Origin of the sequence: Chitinophaga sancti (assembly GCF_034424315.1) — a bacterium.
GTDB lineage: Bacteria > Bacteroidota > Bacteroidia > Chitinophagales > Chitinophagaceae > Chitinophaga > Chitinophaga sancti.
In genome coordinates this window covers 3,674,196-3,690,480 of sequence record NZ_CP139972.1, presented here as the reverse complement: position 1 = coordinate 3,690,480, position 16,285 = coordinate 3,674,196, and the positions used below count along the sequence as shown (strand labels likewise).

Genomic DNA, 16,285 nt, shown 5'->3' with positions numbered 1-16,285 from the left:
CGTGGCCTGGGCATTAACCCCTATATTCCAAATTAATATTATACACTAATCTCCAACTTATACCCCTTCCCCCGCACAACAACAATCCTGCTACCTGGATCCATTTCCAGCTTCTTCCTAAGCTTCGAAATAAACATATCCAGACTCCTCCCCACAATCACCCCTTCATCCTCCCATATCTCCTTCTGCAAGCGGCTTCTCTCTATCATCTCATTAGGTGACGACGCAAAAATCCGTAACAAACGCCCTTCAGTATCCGTCAAATCAATAATTTCCTGATTAACAGTCAGCTGCATTTTCTGTGCATCAAATACCACTCCGCCAAAAGTAAATACATCAGCAGGCTGCTCCGTTGGCAAAGCAGCCACCCTTTGTGGCTTTACCGATCTAAAAAGAATAAAACCAATAAACGCCAAAAATGGCAGGCCGCCCAAAAGAAACCCATTCTTTGCAATCGCCATGCCTGCAGGCCTGAACTTAACATTGATCAAATAGTCTGCTTTCGGTTGCACCCGTCCTTTACAAGCTATAATATCATTGTCTTTATTGCCGGAAATAGCAAACCCATACACTACATCCTCCTTGCCCCGATTCAAAACAGTCACCACATAATCTCCTATAAGCGGATCATTACCTAACAAACGCCTTGTCGTATTCACCAGGAATTCCGGTTGAAAAGTAAGATCATGCTCAAAACCGATCTGGTATTCATTGGCCGCAATCTTTTTTACCGGCAGCACCCTCGAAGTACGATCCCCGGATTGTAAAAGCAGTTCATGCCCAATCCTGCGCAGGGATATTTCCCTCCTGGAAATATCAAAATCACTATCCTCCATACTAAAAGCCACCCAGAATAAAGCAATACCCAAAAACAGTATGAATCCAGGGAAGTATTTCCCTTTCCCGGAAAGCAGATGTAGACTGAGACGCATAGTGTCAATTTGTTATTTACAAAGTTTTACATTTTTATTTACAATCCAAAACCCTCTGTCTGAAAGGTATCACCGTATTTTCGCCGGACCAACGGCTATTCAAACGGCGCCGCCATTATTCATATTAAACAACTAAATTATGAGATGCATACACAAATATGCCTGGTTCCTGATACTTGTTTTTTGCATTTCCTGTGGAGGAACAAACATAACAAACAACCCAATAAATAAATTCAATCCCGAAACAAAAAAGTCAAAAGCATCCCCGGCGCCCAACAGCATGGTTCGGAATATCAAGCAGGATAGAAACGGGAATATTTTGTTAGCTTCCTATAAAGGCGTGTTATTGTACGATGGAAAATCCTTTACTAACCTAACGAGTGAAATAAATTCGCCCAGCTTCCTGAATGTGCTGGAAGACCGGAAAGGATTACTTTGGTTGGCTACCAGGGATTCGGGTGTTTATTGTTACAACGGCCAGTCCTTTCAGCATTTTACAACCAGGGAGGGGCTTGCCAGCAATGCAGTTGCGGCTATTTATGAAGACAAAGCCGGTAGCATCTGGTTCGGCACCCGGGGAGGTGCAAGCTGTTTTGACGGAAAATCATTTCGAAACTTTACAACGAAAGAAGGGCTCTCCAATAATGGTATTAATGCCATCTTAGAAGATAAAACCGGGAGAATATGGTTTGGTACCAGGGAAGAGGCCTGTTATTATGATGGAGGAAAATTTACTATTTTCAAAAACAAAGACGGTAAGGCTTTCAACAACGTTAGTGCAATAATCGAGGATAAAAAAGGCAACATTTGGTTTGGCGGAACAATCATCAATAACAGACAAGGTAATAAGGTGTTCGCTGAACAGGGGCTTTGGCGCTATGACGGCCTTAGCTTTACCCAGGTATCGCAGCGAGGTGCTGCTTCGATGTTCGAAGATAAGCAGGGTAACATCTGGACAAGCGGTGCAGTAAATCCCAATGGGGTTGGGAGCTGGAAACTTTCAAGGTATGATCAAAAAACCTTGTACGATAAAAACCCTATTGCCACTGAAATAATGTCAATCGATAAAATGCTTTGCGGAATAATGGAAGCAGGCGATGGAAGTATCTGGTTTGGTTCCATAAAGGGAGTATATCGTTATGATGGAAAAAATATCACTGATTTTTTTGCTGAGGCCATTCGGCAATATTTCTACGAAAAACCTGAAGAACCTTGTTAATCAACTGCAAAATATTCGATCCCAAAAGTATTCAGATCCAAATAACAGCGGGCTTGTGACGCCTTCCTTTTTATTATGAACATAGAACTCATTTCATTAATAGCTATTTGAAATGAGTTCTAATAATAATATTTTGTCGTAATCTCCCCCTAAGCTTGTCGCTTTTGAACATTTGTGATCCTTAAAATGTTTCCCACCTTTGAGTTGTCATTCACTGTCAAGCTTATGAAAAATTTACGCAACACAGGCAATCTTATAAAATTACTCCTAATTGCATTCAATATGTCTGCAGCACCTTCCTTAATTGCACAGCAAATCAAACCCACCAGCAGGGGCTATGCACCTGCTAATGGCATCCAGGTTTATTACGAAGTATATGGTGAAGGTAAGCCTGTCATATTACTCCATGGTGCTTACTATACCATTGAAATGAATTGGGGAGAACTAATCCCTGAGTTAGCGAAAACAAGAAAAGTAATAGCCCTGGAATTACAAGGACATGGTCACACTCCCTATTCAGATAGAAAACTATCCCGGTCAACTTTGGCCAGCGATGTGGAGAAAGTAATGGATTATCTGAAAATAGACAGCGCAGATGTAGTGGGATATAGTTTTGGTGGCCAGATCGCTTACCAATTTGCGTTACAAAGTCCACAACGGTTGAAAAACCTGGTCATCATTTCGGCTGTGTATAAAAGCGAAGGCTGGCTACCAGAAGTAAACGCTGTGTTTAAAAAAATGAAACCTGAGTTATTTGCAAATTCGCCGCTGCAAACCGCTTATGATGCGGTAGCTCCGGATAAAACAAAATGGAACAAGTTCCTGGAACAGATGATTGCCTCAGCAGGGGAGCCATTCGATCTTGGTGATGACAATATAGCCAAAATCACAGCACCTGTATTAATCATATCAGGCGACAATGATGGCATGGATAAAATCGAACTGGCAAAAACTTATAAATTATTGGGAGGAGGTGTTTCTGCTGATATGCAGGCCATGCCCAAAGCACGACTGGCTGTCATTCCCAACCAGAGCCATGTTAGCCTGATGAGGCAAACAAAAATTATATTCAGTTATGTAGATGATTTTTTACAATAATCTGATTAAAAAAGCGCTGAACACCAGCGCTTTTTTAATCTGTCTTATTATTTAAAGCTAAACATCTTCCCTGTTACCAGGCTATCTACAAACTAACCTCTTCTTCCCTGTTCAATAACTCATTAACCGTCTGGTGTAACTGCTCTTTGGAAAATGGTTTCCTGAGAAAAGCATCTGCGCCATTTTCCAGTGCTACATCTTCAGCGGCCGCATCCACACCAGAGATCATGATCACTTTTATAGATGGATGTTCCTTTTTTACAAAACTGAGAAAATCGATACCAAAGCCATCTGGCAGGCGATTGTCCAGTATGATTAAAGAAGGTTTTTCCTGTAGAAGATATTCCTCAGCTTTTGCAATGCTTTGTACATGTTCTACATCTTTTCCTTCGAGTAATATGTTTAAAAGCAGGCAGAGATCACCTTCATCGTCAATGATTAATACCTTACTGGGAGTGGTTTTATTTTTCATACTTGCATTTTTGAATATGGTTATTAATTGAAAAAGCATGCCAAATGGCAGGCTATTCAAAAAGTTTATTTCACAAGAGGTGGTTTATGTCTTTAGGCGCAGGCAAAAGTCGCTGTCCTAAATCTCGTAGTATAACCCTTCTGGGATTGTAGATAAATGCCAATTGCAGCAAATCAAAAATAATTATCATGATGGCAGGTCCAACAAAATGAAGGGCTTCATGTGGGCAAAAACATCCATTGAATCTCCCTCACCGCCCATTTTACAAACCTTTTACCTATCCTTTTACAATCTTTTACAATTAAAAAGCCTCCCGGTACTTGCCCCCGGATATCTTTATGCCGTTGTTTCACTAAATCAATTTCAGTCATGAAAATCTTTAATTTGTTCCTTATTCAATTACTCTTTTCCTGTAACCAGGCGCCTGGAATTCCAAAGTCCTCTCATTTCACTGACAAGCTACACACTCAAAAAACTGATACGACCGCAACAGCAGGCATCGTTTTTAGATCTGCGGATGGCGGACACACCTGGCAGGATATAAGCAATGGCTTGCCCGAACCTGTGAAGGATGACTACGGTATTGGCAGAAATGTTATTTGCGCAGATGAAAATGGGCTCTATTTAACCGATGGGAATTGGATATATCACAGTAATACAAACGCCACCGCTCCCTTTTGGACCAGGGATATTTTCCCTGACAAGCATAGCAGCATTGCCCCTGGTAAGACCGGGTTATTTGCATACAATTACGATGGCCCCATTTTACAAAAGCTAAACGGATCAAATGTTTGGTCGCCGGTATTCACAGATTTGAAGGAGAAAAAAGTACGCACCGTTTTAGAAACTGCCGGAGGCACCCTTTTCATCGGTACCGACGAGGGCCTTTTTAGATCCGCAAACCATGGGAAAACATGGAAACCTGTCAATGCCTGGGGTTTGTTAGGAAAAATGGTAGAGTCAGATGGTATAATGTTGGCTACTTCCAATAGAGGGATCATTAGATCAACCGATGATGGTGAAAACTGGGAATTAGTGATCAGTGAGGGTGGTGTGGGCATCGACGTAGAAAGGATCAAAGGAGGGTTCGCTGCTATCAATTACAGTACAGCCGCCAGGACCAGGAGAGTGCGGACATCCTTCGATGGCGGAAAAACCTGGCAGCCCATTGATGCCGGCCTTCAGACGCAAACTATTATTGACTCCCCCATGCAACCTATGCTTGCAGGCAATCCGGCACAGGGCAGTGACTCAGTGTGGCATCCGAAAGAAACGGCACGTCCGGATGAGGAGTACAAAACTTCCATTATCCAGGTGGGTGAAAACTTCTTTTGTGGTCATTCTGACGGTGTTTACATGACATCAGACAATGGAAAAACATGGAAACTGGTACTCCCTGCTGTAAAGGGTAAGATGTTCAAATTATCTGTTTCAGGAAACGTGGTTTATGCCATACAGATGGAGAATCATTGTTAAACCTGACTGATAGTAACTGATAAATTCACTAATTCCAGATGGGCAACGCATAAGCACGTGATAATATATAATAAAAGAAAAGGAGCGGAGCCCCGTAGTCACCTCTCCATCCTATTATCTCATCAAAATCTCGTGGGAACATACTGCCCTAAGAATACGCCATTTGTGGGGCAAGAGGAGATCATTTTTTATAACGCTTCAATCCCACCGATTACTTGATTGTCATAATTGAGTATGATGAGCAATGAATCTTGAGAAAATATTTCGAACAGAAAAACGCCTTCAAAATCATTGCTTTGAAGGCGTTTTAATTTTTCGGCGGACCAGACGGGGTTCGAACCCGCGACCGATGGATCGACAATCCACAATTCTACCAACTGAACTACCGGTCCGTTGAGAGATATCACCATATACCCCCCGGGAAACTAACAACACAATGGATGCTTTCAAGGTCAACTAATTCACAATGGATGCTTCTGGCATTAACCAACACAATGGATGCTTTCAAGGTTAACTAATTCACAATAGACGCTTCTGGCATTAATCAACACAATGGATGCTTTCAGGGTTAACTAATTCACAATGGACGCTTCGGGCATTAATCAACACAATGGATGCTTTCAAGGTCAACTAATTCACAATGGATGCTTCTGGCATTAACCAACACAATGGATGCTTTCAAGGTCAACTAATTCACAATGGACGCTTCGGGCATTAACCAACACAATGGATGCTTTCAAGGTTAACTAATTCACAATAGACGCTTCTGGCATTAACCAACACAATGGATGCTTTCAGGGTTAACTAATTCACAATGGACGCTTCGGGCATTAACCAACACAATGAACACTTTCAAGGTTAACTAATTCACAATAGACGCTTCTGGCATTAACCAACACAATGGATGCTTTCAAGGTCAACTAATTCACAATGGACGCCTCTGGCATTAACCAACACAATGGATGCTTTCAAGGTCAACTAATTCACAATGGACGCCTCTGGCATTAACCAACACAATGAACGCTCTCAGGGTCAACTAAAACAATGGACATTTCTGGCATTAACCAAAACAATGAACACTTTCAGGGCTAACATTATCCAGTTATAGCCCTCTGCGCCTTTTGCTACAGATGCTACGCTATAACCTTCAAAACTAAAGTCAAAAACAAAATAATTTCAGGGTTAAATCACCAGGAGAATCCATCTTTCATTTCCTCTCCCGTTGATGAAACAAAATTACCAGCCCTCTGCGCAGCCTTTCTACGCAGCAAAAAAAGAAATAAAAAAAACTCCGGAAAAAATCCCGAAGTTCCTTATAATCAATTATTAAACTATAGAATCAAAATATTCCATCACCCGTTCCTCACTCTCCCTGCGCAACTCCACCTCCCCAGCATACAACTTCCTCCGCAACTCCCTATACAATCTAACCACCAGTCAGGATATCCATGCCATCAAAGCTTACCGCTTCAGAAAGGATCGCAAATTGGCCTCAAATTATATTGCTGTACCTATCGATTTTAGCAAAGTGAGAGTAACGGGAACAGATATATGTACCTATCCTCAAAAGATCTGTATTCCCGGAAATGGTACATTGATCATAGTCGATCCAGCCAGAGAAATTATAGCTGTCAAAGAAGAAGGATTTCCAATTGTCCACATACCTGGGTATCTGCAAAGAGCAATTGCAACACCCTTATTATATACTGCCTTTATTCAAAGAGAATAACACAAAACTCGCCAAAGGAATTCAGTGATCTCATACGAATAGAAAATATAACCACACCTGCAGACATGCACTGGTGACCTTCTATACCCTCCATCTGCTGCTTCTGGTCAATTTTTTCCATATTACAGCGCCACCTTAAGTCCACGTTCTTGCCGTTGGAAAGCTAATAGCGGGCTTATTCAAACCCGCTATTAAGGTATTATCTCGCCAGCATCAGCTTCTTACTTTCTACCACACGACCATCCAGCTCCAGGCTATATACATACGTTCCCGCTGTAGCACCATCCAGTGACAGGTTTACGCTGTTACCACCATTCGTTTTCAGATCCACTCTCTTCACTTGTTTACCATTCAGATCAGTAACCGTCAGGTAAGCATGACCTACGGTGCCAGGATATGTATACCTGATAAGAGTACTGCCAGAAGTAGGATTAGGTGCACTAGACAGAGAATAAGATCCGCTTGCATTGCTGCTACCAGTTACCTGCAAACTGCCACTTTTCAGTGCCGCCAGTTGTGCCTGAACATCTGCCAATGCCTGTTTCAGGTCATTCACTTCCTGCTGCAGTGCATCGTTTGAATCCGCTACCCGTGCAGCCGTAGTTGCGCTTTTATACACATTGCCATTTGCGTCTACTACGAGTACACTACCTGTACCAGTGGTCAGCCCCTGGAACCGCACAGTACCATTTACGTGCAACTTAGCAGTCGGTGCCGTAGTATTAATACCGAAATTACCAGCAGGATTGATCCTCGCTTTTTCCAGGCCATTAGTACCAATAGAATCTACACCGGTACCGAACAATAAACTACCTGTAGAGGTCATTGCCTGTAGCACGAAATCGCCAACAACAGAAGTGGTGACGAATGCACCGGTCCTGGATGCAAGACCAAATCTTGCAAACGGTGTGGTGATCTGACCACTTGCTGGTTGAGTAGGATTCTGTGAGAAACAGATAGAGGGAGACTTACCGGATATCATCACGTTGTTGTCTTCCGCCGTTGTACTTGAACTGTGAATGTGCAGGAGTTTGATAGGCGTACTCAAACCAATACCTGTGTTACCGTTGGAAAGGATCGTTGCTTTCTCAACGTTGTTCGTTCTGAATACAAGCCTGGCAGTATCCGTAGTTCCTACAAAATTGGAATTCGGATTAGTACCTGCATTGCCGGTCAATAACCATGCATTGCTGCTACCGATGGTGGAGGCGTCTTTCCAGAATAAGCTGCCGCTGCTATCTTGTACGAGGAAACGTGGTGCAGCATTAAACTGCGAAAGGCCGGTGAATCGTACAGAACCGGTGGTGTGTAATTGTGAGGTAGGTGTGTTAGTACCAATACCTACAAATAAACTACCGTACTTGAGGGAATCATTAACAGCAATCAGGCGCTGTCCGGGATTGCCAACCCAGCCCTGGGCTTTGGCGGATTGAATGGTTAACATGCTGCAAAAACTGATTAACACCAGTTTCCAGCTTTGGGTCTTTGTCATTTTGTATGATTAGGGTTTAAAAAAACATAGGTACTTCAATGGTAGATAAGTGTCTTTATTACATGGGTTATTTTTATGGTGCTAATATAGGGGAAATTATCACATGTGGAAATTATTGTTTTTAAAATAATACCCGCTTATTGTCGGATATTAATGTAAGGTATTATTATAGTTTGCGTTCGTAATTGCTGATTCTCCACCAGTGGCCAGGGGCATAGTTCCAGCGCAGTGTCATTATATTTTTAATCATTAGCAGCCAGTGACATTATTCCAGCGCAGTGCCATTATATTTTTAATCATTCGCAGCTACCGGCATTGTCGCAGCTCTTAATGCAGCTATCTGCATTCGCAGTTCTTCCAGCTCTTTCTTCAATTCTTTCGCCTGTACTTCGAAACTCCCCACATCATTCGCTGTATTTGAAGGTACTGCTACAGGACTATTATTCTTGCAGATATATCCATTTTCATCCGGTACCAGTACCGTTTCTGGCCTGGTCGGCAATCCCCGGAACCGTACATCTCCATATACATGCAGTTTTGCAGTGGGAGAAGTGACGTTGATACCACGATTGCCATTATAAGATAAGCGCATTCTCTCTACGCCATTAGTACCTGCTTCATCCAATCCGGTACCAAAGAGAATATTCCCATTTCTGGTAACACTATGAATGACAAAATCACCACTTTGTGCAGTCAGTAAAAAAGCTGCGGACCTGGTCGCTAATCCAATTCTGCCAAATGCACTGTTCTTACTCTCTGATAACGTAGAAAGTGCTGTAAACCAGATGGAAGCGGCGTGTCCTGATGCGAGAATATTATTGTCCTCAATGCTGTTATTGTGTACCTGTAACAGTTTATCTGGTCTGCTGGTTCCAATGCCGAAAACTACCATCTGCCTGCCATCAGTCACGATCCTGTGTAAATATAAATTGACTGGTTAAAACCCTGCATAATGAAAGTAGCATAGGTCTTAGGCGAAGTATTTTCTTCATAGTTTTTGTATGTAAAAAAGGAATACAAATGAAGGTAGACAAAAAAAAATTCCTGAAAAGTGCAACCTTTTTTACTGAAAGGGAACTAATATATGTAAACCATTTAACCATGATCAGGATCATCATTACATCTATATTGTTACTACAGCTGCAAAGTCTTATTGCACAGCATTTACCGGATACTATTCCTTTTACACTATCGGGCCCGAAGGTATTATTACAGGGAAGATTGAATGATACAAGTCAGGTAAGGATTGAATTTGATTTGGGTGCTGGTACCCAGGCCGTGAATAGGCAATCTTGCGAAAGACTGGGCCTGCATTTTGATGACAAGGTAATAATGAATAATACCGAGGGGATTAATGAAGTGCGGAAAAGCAATAGCAATCAATTATCTATAGGCCATTTGCAATGGTCTGATCTGCCACTTGCAGAAGTAGGGAATATGTTGCCGCAGGAGGATTTGATAGTGGGGAATGGCCTGTTTTGGAACAAGGTGATTGAGCTGGATTATGATCTGAATATTTTAATAGTACGGGATCACTTACCTGAAAAAGCAAAAGACTATGCAAGCCAGGCGATAATTTACGAACAATTCAGGCCAAAGATGAAGGTATCGTTTACTCATAACGGCGAAACGTATACGTGGTGGACATTGTTTGATACGGGGCGGGATGGTACCATGCTGATAGGAGAGGACTTTACCGGAACGGATGGGAATTGGGGAAAATTGAAAGAATTGATGATGTTGAATGGGAAGAAAATAGTGAGGCTGGATGCAGAGATAGGAGGGGTGAAGTTTAAGGATATAGTGACGAATGCTGCCGATCCTGAAAACCCCAAAGGAAGATGTACATTATTAGGAAATCAGGTGCTGAGCCAGTTTAATGTGATATTGGATAATAAGGAGCAGAAGATTTATTTGAAGGCCAATAGCAGGATGGGGATGGGGTATTCGGATTTTAAGCGTTATGAGGCGGAGATGAAAGGAAGATAGGTACTACTCCCGCTCAAATTTCACTTTATCACCCACACTCAATCCACCATTCTCCACCAATACAGTTACATATGTTTTATCACCTTCTTTCCTTACATCTACCACATCTCCTTTTTGCAACTCAAAAAACGCAGCAGGTGAATCATATTGAATGCCTTTCCCATTGGCAATGTGCACCACCTTATCAGAGAGCCGCACAATTTCTTCTACATCATGACTGACCATCACAGTCGTCAAATGATACCTCCGGTGAACCTCCTGCAAGGTCTCCTGCAAAGACCTCCGCAATTCCCTGTCAATCGCCGACAAAGGTTCATCCAGTAATAACAACGCCGGCCGTTGTGCAATGGCTCTTGCCAGGGCTACCCTTTGCTTTTGTCCGCCGGAAAGCCCCTGTGGTTTTCTCAGTGCGAGATTGGTCAATCCGCTTAGCTCCAGCAATTCATCTACAATGCTGAGCGGGTCGTGCCTTTTCAAAGCGAATGCAATATTTTCCCGTACAGTCATATTGGGAAACAACGCGTAATCCTGGAATACCATTCCCACATTCCTCCGCTGCGGACTTACATTTATTTTTTTATTTTTATCAAACCAACAGCTTCCTTCTACATGAATAGTGCCGCTATCAGGAGACATGAAGCCCGCCAGCATACGCAGGATACTGGTTTTACCAGTACCCGAAGCACCGTACAGACTTATAAATCCGCCTTGTTTTAGCGCCAGATCGAGTTGAAGGAGTAAGTCTCCATCAGCAGTGTGTAGATGCTTTTGTAACGATAACTGAATCATGTCAGAAATAATTAGTCCGCTGTATCCGCCTGTTAATAAAATACATTGAAAACAACACCACAAATGAAACCCCTATCAATACCAACGCATACTTATTCGCTATATCATAATGAAAAAGATCATTCTCATCATAAATCGCAATTGCCGCTGTTCTTGTCTTTCCTGGAATATTCCCACCCACCATCAGCACAATACCAAATTCCCCCACAGTGTGAGCAAATGTCAAAATAATCCCGGTCAATAAAGAAGGCTTGATATTCGGCAACAACACTTTCACCAATGTCTGCCATTTTGATTTCCCTAACGAATATGCCGCCTCTTTCAAACTCTCCGGCAAAGATGTCAATCCTGATTGAATTGGATGCACCATAAAAGGCAGGCTATATAACAAAGACCCGATCAGCAGTCCTTCAAAAGAAAAAGCCAACCGGATATGCATATACTTTGCTAAGAAGGCCTCTGGCCTGAAGGCCATCAGGAGGTAAAACCCAATGACTGAGGGGGGCAGTACCAGGGGCATACTCACCAGTACTTCCATCACTGTTTTGAAAGGAGATGGTTTTTGTGAAAGCCACCATGCTATGGGTACGGCGATAAAGAATAAGATGACTGTTGTAAACAGTGCAAGTTGTAAAGTGAGTAATATGGGTGCGGTTTCAATCATTGTTTAATAAAAAGAATCATCGGTGTCAATATTATAAGTCCACTCCTTCCTGCCATCACTTCACAATATACCCAAACTGTTCAAACACCTTCTTCGCCTGTGCCGAAAACAAAAACTCATAAAACCCCTTTGCCGCCGCATTATCTTTCAACAACACCGCTGCCTGCTTAATCGGCGCATAATCCTGCTGCTTTATCTCCACCCAATGCCCTTTCCCCCTCATCGCCTCAGCTATCACAATAGACTTCGCCGTAAACCCTATCTCCGCGTTCCCCGAAGCAATATACTGACTCGCCTGCGTAATACTCTCTCCCGTCACCAGCTTCGCTGCCACTTTATCATACACCTGGTACTTCTTCATCACACTTACTGCCGCTGCTCCATAAGGCGCCGTACCCGGATTCGCAATAGCAATATGACTTACCACGCTATTGGTCAACACCTGTATTTCAGGTCGTATATCCGCCCGCGCAGTCCATAGCACCAAAATCCCCTGTGCATAGTTCCTTGGTCCGGCCACTGCCATTCCAGCAGCCTGTACCTTCGCCGGAAACGTCGTATCTGCAGAAATAAAAATATCAAAAGGAGCCCCTGCAATAATCTGCTGGGTCAATTTCCCCGACGCCCCTAATACGACATCTATCTGCAATGGGTGCTGCCTGTTATAAGTAAGCTTCAGCGCCTCGATCGCATACTGCATATTAGCCGCTACAGCCACTGTAATCTTTTTTTGTGCATCCGCCCCTGCAAATACTAAAAGGGCACAGACAAGTAGAAGCAATCTCCGTTTCATCCTTAAATTTACAAATACTTATCGCTTTTATCGATAATTGCCATCGAAAATAACCTTATGACATTTTGTATTGTAGCATACATTTTGTGCAAAGAACGCAAAGAAACATCAGTAAAATGAAAACTCTAAAAATCGTTGCCAGGGTTACAGTAAGTCCTGAAAACAGAAAAGACGTGTTAGCAAGTATCCTGAAATGCGCAGCACTTTCAAGGGCCGAAGAAGGAAATGTATACTACAACGTAACTGAGCATGTATCCAATCCGGCAATCATTGTGATCCTGGAAGAATGGAAATCACAGGCGGCTATTGATTTTCATAACTCAACAGCACATTTCAAGGAATTAGTGCAGGCGATAACCGGTAAAGCGGATATCGCCATCGATGTGCTGAGCCAGATTAATTAAGCAGGCAATGAATGCTTGGAATATAAAAAGGCTTTATAGACATCATTCGGGTAATAAGATCCCAACTTTGAACCCCACCGCCCAGTGGGGTTCAAAAATTCACTATTTTAGCAGAAATCCCCAGTTATAATGGACAACAATGTAATGGATAACAATGCAATGGGCAACAACTTAATAGACAACAACGCGTACCCTAATCTTAAAGACCTCCTGATACTATTCCTGGTAGTACTACTTTTCATGTTCGGAACAGGTGTTGTCGCTGCGATCTGTCAACTCATTCCCAATGTTAGAATAACCCCATTAATACAGTCTTTTCAGAACATGGTAGCTTATATAGTAGGTATGTTGGCAACTATCTGGTATGCTGCCCGAAAAAGCCGGAAACGTCAGGCTGAATCTGATACTTTGGGCCTGGGTTTCAATAAATTCCCCGGCTGGCTGATCCCAGTATTAATTCCTGGTGCTTTGGCTATGGTGGTAGGTATGGATCGCCTTTCTACATTGATTCCTATGCCTGATAGTGTGGCGCAGTTCTTTGAAAGCCTGTTTAAGAACGATGTCTTTTCTGTAATGATAATTGCTGTAGCAGCGCCAATTCTGGAAGAAATATTCTGCAGAGGGATTGTATTAAAAGGCTTACTGCAAAATTACCCGGCACGGAAAGCTATTATTTATTCAGCTTTGTTTTTTGCATTGATCCATCTGAACCCATGGCAGTCTATTCCTGCATTTTTTGCAGGTTTGTTCTTAGGCTGGATATATTACAAAACAAGGTCAGTAATACCCGGTATTATTGTACATGCAGTTGTAAATACAACAGCCGTGTTGTCTATGTTCTTGCCGAAAGAGCAGCAGGATGTTTTAGGTTTGTTAGGAACACCGGCTTATATCGTTGTGTTTATAGCCGCGATGGTAGTGTTTAGTGCTGTCTGTTGGTATATACAGAAGAAAATGCCATCCGGCAATCCTTAAACTCAAACTTCTCTCGACTCTTCAACACCACTCCTAAATCCCCACAAACCGCTTCATCAAACCCACCATCTCCGAAGTGACCTTCGTCTTATCATACGCCAGGTACAAAATATTCTCCGATGGCACATTCCCGTTCCACACCACTTTCAATTCCTCCTCCACCAAATAATCCGCTGCTATCGTCAGCCCATTCGTATACTTCAATGATTTGAGAATAATATTCATATCCGGTATCACACAATACGGCTGTATCGCCGGCCGCTTTGCAAAATTCTTTTGCCAGAATCGCCGTTCAACCGCCAAATCTGCACTATACGCAAACCATGTCTGCGACAATAACCAGGCCTCCGCTTTCCCCCAATCTTCCTCCATCACATATTGATCAAATTCCCCCGTATCAATCCCCTCACTCCCCGCAATAATAAAACGCTCCTGCCTGATCTCTTCAAAAACAACATTCTTATAATCCGTCACTTTCGTTGCCACCACAAAATCCAGTGCACCTCTGTGCAACCTTGCCAACAAATCATGCGTACGCCCAAAAGATAAAATCAGGTTCGCATCAATATCCGAAATATGCTCAGTCAATACCGCCTGAAAATACTCCTGCACCGCACCTAACCTGATTATCGGCAACTGCGTTTTTAAACACGCCGCATTAAAACTCGCCTCCACTTTCTCCAGCTTCTCCAGGGGCTCTACTACCTGCGTATAAAACAATTTTCCATACTCCGTAGGCACAATCCTCGGCTTCCGCTCAAACAATGTCTTTCCTACATGTGCCTCCAGTGAGGACAAATGCTGACTTACATTCGGCTGTGAAATAAACAATGCCTTTGCCGCAGCCGTCAAAGACCGCGTTTGATAAACAGCCTTAAAAGTTCTGTACCATTCCAGGTTTACCATCTGATAAATATAAATATTTTTATAACCAGCTCATGGGCTTCACTATTTTATTTATGTATAAATATGGCCTTAAAAACAGCATGGAATTATTACTTTGCTTGTAATAAGTATTGATTTACAAATAGTTATTTGATTTGTAAGCAGTGCGCTGGTGAGGTATTATAGGAAGCGCTCACCCCGCAAGCAGGAATAAAAGTACCAGTGTTCTCCGTGGAACATATCCCTATTATGCACATTTAAATCAACCCGCATTACCCGCTTTTTTCTCAGAAAATGGTCTTTTACTCCCCGGTATTGAATTCCGTCGTCCGGAAATCATTTATTTTCAAGGAGCCGGTTTTTGTGCTACCCATCTTAATAATGCGTCAATCACCCAATCAGACAGGTATCCTTATCATCTCTGTTGATTTCTATTGAGCACCAAACGGTCCCCTCGATGATTGTATCACTGCCTCTGCATAGAAAATCGGACACATAAATCAGGTGCCTATATTATCATCGTATACCCGTAGCCGATAACATTCACAGGCGCAACTCCCCCCGCGAAAAAGACGCTAGCCCGCAACTATTTAAACTGTAAATTCCAAAAGCTGAATAAAGTTAAAAAAGCGCTAAAATTAATCACTGAGGCGTTTTTTTGTTTTACCTTAACACCATGAAAAATACATGGGTCGATAAAGAAGAAAAATTTTACGAAAGAGAAGTATTCACATCAATTGATTTCACAGAAACGTCATTGAGAAACTGGGAATTCTATAAATGCAAATTCGAGAAATGCATTTTTAGTAACAATGATTTATCCAATATCACTTTCGAAGACTGTACTTTCGATGGCTGCGATTTCTCGATGGCAAGCGTAAAGAACACCGGCTTCCGCAACGCTGTATTCACTGAATGCAAACTCCTGGGTCTGAACTTCTCGCCTTGTAGTAAACTCATGTTCTCCTTTAAATTCGAAAAGTGTAACCTCAACTACGCGATCTTCTTAGGCAGGAACCTGAAGAAGACACCATTCATTGATTGCACACTAAAGGAAGCTGACTTCTCAGATGCAGACCTGACGGAATGCAAATTCACACAATCTGATCTGACATTGACCCGTTTTTCTAATACAAATCTTGAAAAAGCCGACTTCAGGGGCGCATTGAATTTCTCTATCGAACCTGAATATAATAAAATGAAAAAAGCAAAGTTTAACCTGTATCAGCTGGAAGCACTGCTCTATAAATACCAGCTGGATGTAGAATAATGATCCTATAAGCCATTGAGCAAACTGTTCCAATAGGGATCAAACTTCAACACTTTCCAATTAAATCCTCAAACCAAAAGATGCGGCTATTTTCAGTA

Annotated in this window: 15 protein-coding genes and 1 tRNA gene; 7 read left to right on the top strand and 9 right to left on the bottom strand. The window is 42.3% G+C overall.

Features of this window, described 5'->3' with window-relative positions:
- Nucleotides 1-38 precede the first annotated feature (38 nt).
- On the bottom strand, nt 39-932 hold the full coding sequence (locus tag U0033_RS14080) for a winged helix family transcriptional regulator (protein WP_072362545.1): 894 nt from the start codon (nt 930-932) through the stop codon (nt 39-41).
- A gap of 139 nt (nt 933-1,071) precedes the next feature.
- On the opposite strand from U0033_RS14080, the gene U0033_RS14075 reads away from it, so the two are divergent.
- Both U0033_RS14075 and U0033_RS14070 read left to right on the top strand, forming a co-directional pair.
- Nucleotides 1,072-2,151, top strand: coding sequence for a ligand-binding sensor domain-containing protein (locus tag U0033_RS14075; RefSeq protein WP_072362544.1), 1,080 nt, complete (start codon nt 1,072-1,074; stop codon nt 2,149-2,151).
- 282 nt (nt 2,152-2,433) lie between these two features.
- Nucleotides 2,434-3,249, top strand: a complete 816-nt coding sequence (locus U0033_RS14070; protein ID WP_245801793.1) for an alpha/beta fold hydrolase — start codon at nt 2,434-2,436, stop codon at nt 3,247-3,249.
- An 85-nt stretch (nt 3,250-3,334) separates the two neighbouring features.
- Here the strand turns inward: U0033_RS14070 and U0033_RS14065 are convergent, their stop codons facing one another.
- The gene (locus tag U0033_RS14065) at nt 3,335-3,721 is read right to left on the bottom strand and encodes a response regulator (protein WP_072362731.1); all 387 of its coding nucleotides are present in this window, start codon (nt 3,719-3,721) and stop codon (nt 3,335-3,337) included.
- A 369-nt stretch (nt 3,722-4,090) separates the two neighbouring features.
- Here U0033_RS14065 and U0033_RS14060 point away from each other — a divergent pair, with 369 nt between their 5' ends.
- The gene (locus tag U0033_RS14060) at nt 4,091-5,197 is read left to right on the top strand and encodes a sialidase family protein (protein ID WP_072362542.1); all 1,107 of its coding nucleotides are present in this window, start codon (nt 4,091-4,093) and stop codon (nt 5,195-5,197) included.
- A gap of 319 nt (nt 5,198-5,516) precedes the next feature.
- Here U0033_RS14060 and U0033_RS14055 read toward each other — a convergent pair.
- From U0033_RS14055 to U0033_RS14045, 3 genes are all read right to left on the bottom strand, one after another.
- Nucleotides 5,517-5,589: transfer RNA gene (locus tag U0033_RS14055), tRNA-Asp, on the bottom strand.
- Between the two features lie 1,536 nt (nt 5,590-7,125).
- Complete coding sequence (locus tag U0033_RS14050) at nt 7,126-8,418, bottom strand: T9SS type A sorting domain-containing protein (protein WP_072362541.1); 1,293 nt, start codon at nt 8,416-8,418, stop codon at nt 7,126-7,128.
- A gap of 292 nt (nt 8,419-8,710) precedes the next feature.
- Nucleotides 8,711-9,328, bottom strand: a complete 618-nt coding sequence (locus U0033_RS14045; protein WP_072362540.1) for a hypothetical protein — start codon at nt 9,326-9,328, stop codon at nt 8,711-8,713.
- Between the two features lie 191 nt (nt 9,329-9,519).
- Between U0033_RS14045 and U0033_RS14040 the strand changes: the two genes are divergently transcribed.
- Nucleotides 9,520-10,407 carry a retropepsin-like aspartic protease gene (locus U0033_RS14040; protein WP_177318624.1) on the top strand — a complete coding sequence of 296 codons (888 nt, stop codon included), beginning with the start codon at nt 9,520-9,522 and terminating at the stop codon, nt 10,405-10,407.
- Between the two features lie 3 nt (nt 10,408-10,410).
- On the opposite strand, the gene U0033_RS14035 is transcribed toward U0033_RS14040, so the two are convergent.
- From U0033_RS14035 to modA, 3 genes are read right to left on the bottom strand one after another with little or no spacing between them, the layout of a single operon-like run.
- Entirely contained in the window at nt 10,411-11,196 is a 786-nt protein-coding gene (locus tag U0033_RS14035; protein WP_072362538.1) for an ABC transporter ATP-binding protein, read from the bottom strand.
- Between the two features lies 1 nt (nt 11,197).
- Nucleotides 11,198-11,860, bottom strand: a complete 663-nt coding sequence (modB, locus tag U0033_RS14030) for a molybdate ABC transporter permease subunit (RefSeq protein WP_072362537.1) — start codon at nt 11,858-11,860, stop codon at nt 11,198-11,200.
- 55 nt (nt 11,861-11,915) lie between these two features.
- On the bottom strand, nt 11,916-12,653 hold the full coding sequence (gene modA, locus U0033_RS14025; RefSeq protein ID WP_072362536.1) for a molybdate ABC transporter substrate-binding protein: 738 nt from the start codon (nt 12,651-12,653) through the stop codon (nt 11,916-11,918).
- A gap of 116 nt (nt 12,654-12,769) precedes the next feature.
- On the opposite strand from modA, the gene U0033_RS14020 reads away from it, so the two are divergent.
- Together U0033_RS14020 and U0033_RS14015 are read left to right on the top strand one after the other, a co-directional pair.
- Complete coding sequence (locus U0033_RS14020; protein ID WP_072362535.1) at nt 12,770-13,057, top strand: putative quinol monooxygenase; 288 nt, start codon at nt 12,770-12,772, stop codon at nt 13,055-13,057.
- A gap of 129 nt (nt 13,058-13,186) precedes the next feature.
- Nucleotides 13,187-14,032, top strand: coding sequence for a CPBP family intramembrane glutamic endopeptidase (locus tag U0033_RS14015; RefSeq protein WP_072362534.1), 846 nt, complete (start codon nt 13,187-13,189; stop codon nt 14,030-14,032).
- A 33-nt stretch (nt 14,033-14,065) separates the two neighbouring features.
- Here the strand turns inward: U0033_RS14015 and U0033_RS14010 are convergent, their stop codons facing one another.
- Nucleotides 14,066-14,938 carry a LysR family transcriptional regulator gene (locus tag U0033_RS14010; protein ID WP_072362533.1) on the bottom strand — a complete coding sequence of 291 codons (873 nt, stop codon included), beginning with the start codon at nt 14,936-14,938 and terminating at the stop codon, nt 14,066-14,068.
- 655 nt (nt 14,939-15,593) lie between these two features.
- On the opposite strand from U0033_RS14010, the gene U0033_RS14005 reads away from it, so the two are divergent.
- Nucleotides 15,594-16,187 (top strand): pentapeptide repeat-containing protein, encoded by a 594-nt coding sequence (locus U0033_RS14005; protein ID WP_072362532.1) that lies wholly within the window; start codon nt 15,594-15,596, stop codon nt 16,185-16,187.
- Nucleotides 16,188-16,285 lie beyond the last annotated feature (98 nt).

Coding starts and splice junctions, on each gene's coding strand:
- U0033_RS14060 (WP_072362542.1), top strand. CDS start 4,091: ATGAAAATCTTTAATTTGTTCCTTATTCAATTACTCTTTTCCTGTAAC.
- U0033_RS14020 (WP_072362535.1), top strand. CDS start 12,770: ATGAAAACTCTAAAAATCGTTGCCAGGGTTACAGTAAGTCCTGAAAAC.
- modB (WP_072362537.1), bottom strand. CDS start 11,860: ATGATTGAAACCGCACCCATATTACTCACTTTACAACTTGCACTGTTT.
- U0033_RS14080 (WP_072362545.1), bottom strand. CDS start 932: ATGCGTCTCAGTCTACATCTGCTTTCCGGGAAAGGGAAATACTTCCCT.
- U0033_RS14005 (WP_072362532.1), top strand. CDS start 15,594: ATGAAAAATACATGGGTCGATAAAGAAGAAAAATTTTACGAAAGAGAA.
- U0033_RS14010 (WP_072362533.1), bottom strand. CDS start 14,938: ATGGTAAACCTGGAATGGTACAGAACTTTTAAGGCTGTTTATCAAACG.
- U0033_RS14035 (WP_072362538.1), bottom strand. CDS start 11,196: ATGATTCAGTTATCGTTACAAAAGCATCTACACACTGCTGATGGAGAC.
- U0033_RS14075 (WP_072362544.1), top strand. CDS start 1,072: ATGAGATGCATACACAAATATGCCTGGTTCCTGATACTTGTTTTTTGC.
- U0033_RS14050 (WP_072362541.1), bottom strand. CDS start 8,418: ATGACAAAGACCCAAAGCTGGAAACTGGTGTTAATCAGTTTTTGCAGC.
- modA (WP_072362536.1), bottom strand. CDS start 12,653: ATGAAACGGAGATTGCTTCTACTTGTCTGTGCCCTTTTAGTATTTGCA.
- U0033_RS14070 (WP_245801793.1), top strand. CDS start 2,434: ATGTCTGCAGCACCTTCCTTAATTGCACAGCAAATCAAACCCACCAGC.
- U0033_RS14015 (WP_072362534.1), top strand. CDS start 13,187: ATGGACAACAATGTAATGGATAACAATGCAATGGGCAACAACTTAATA.
- U0033_RS14040 (WP_177318624.1), top strand. CDS start 9,520: ATGATCAGGATCATCATTACATCTATATTGTTACTACAGCTGCAAAGT.
- U0033_RS14065 (WP_072362731.1), bottom strand. CDS start 3,721: ATGAAAAATAAAACCACTCCCAGTAAGGTATTAATCATTGACGATGAA.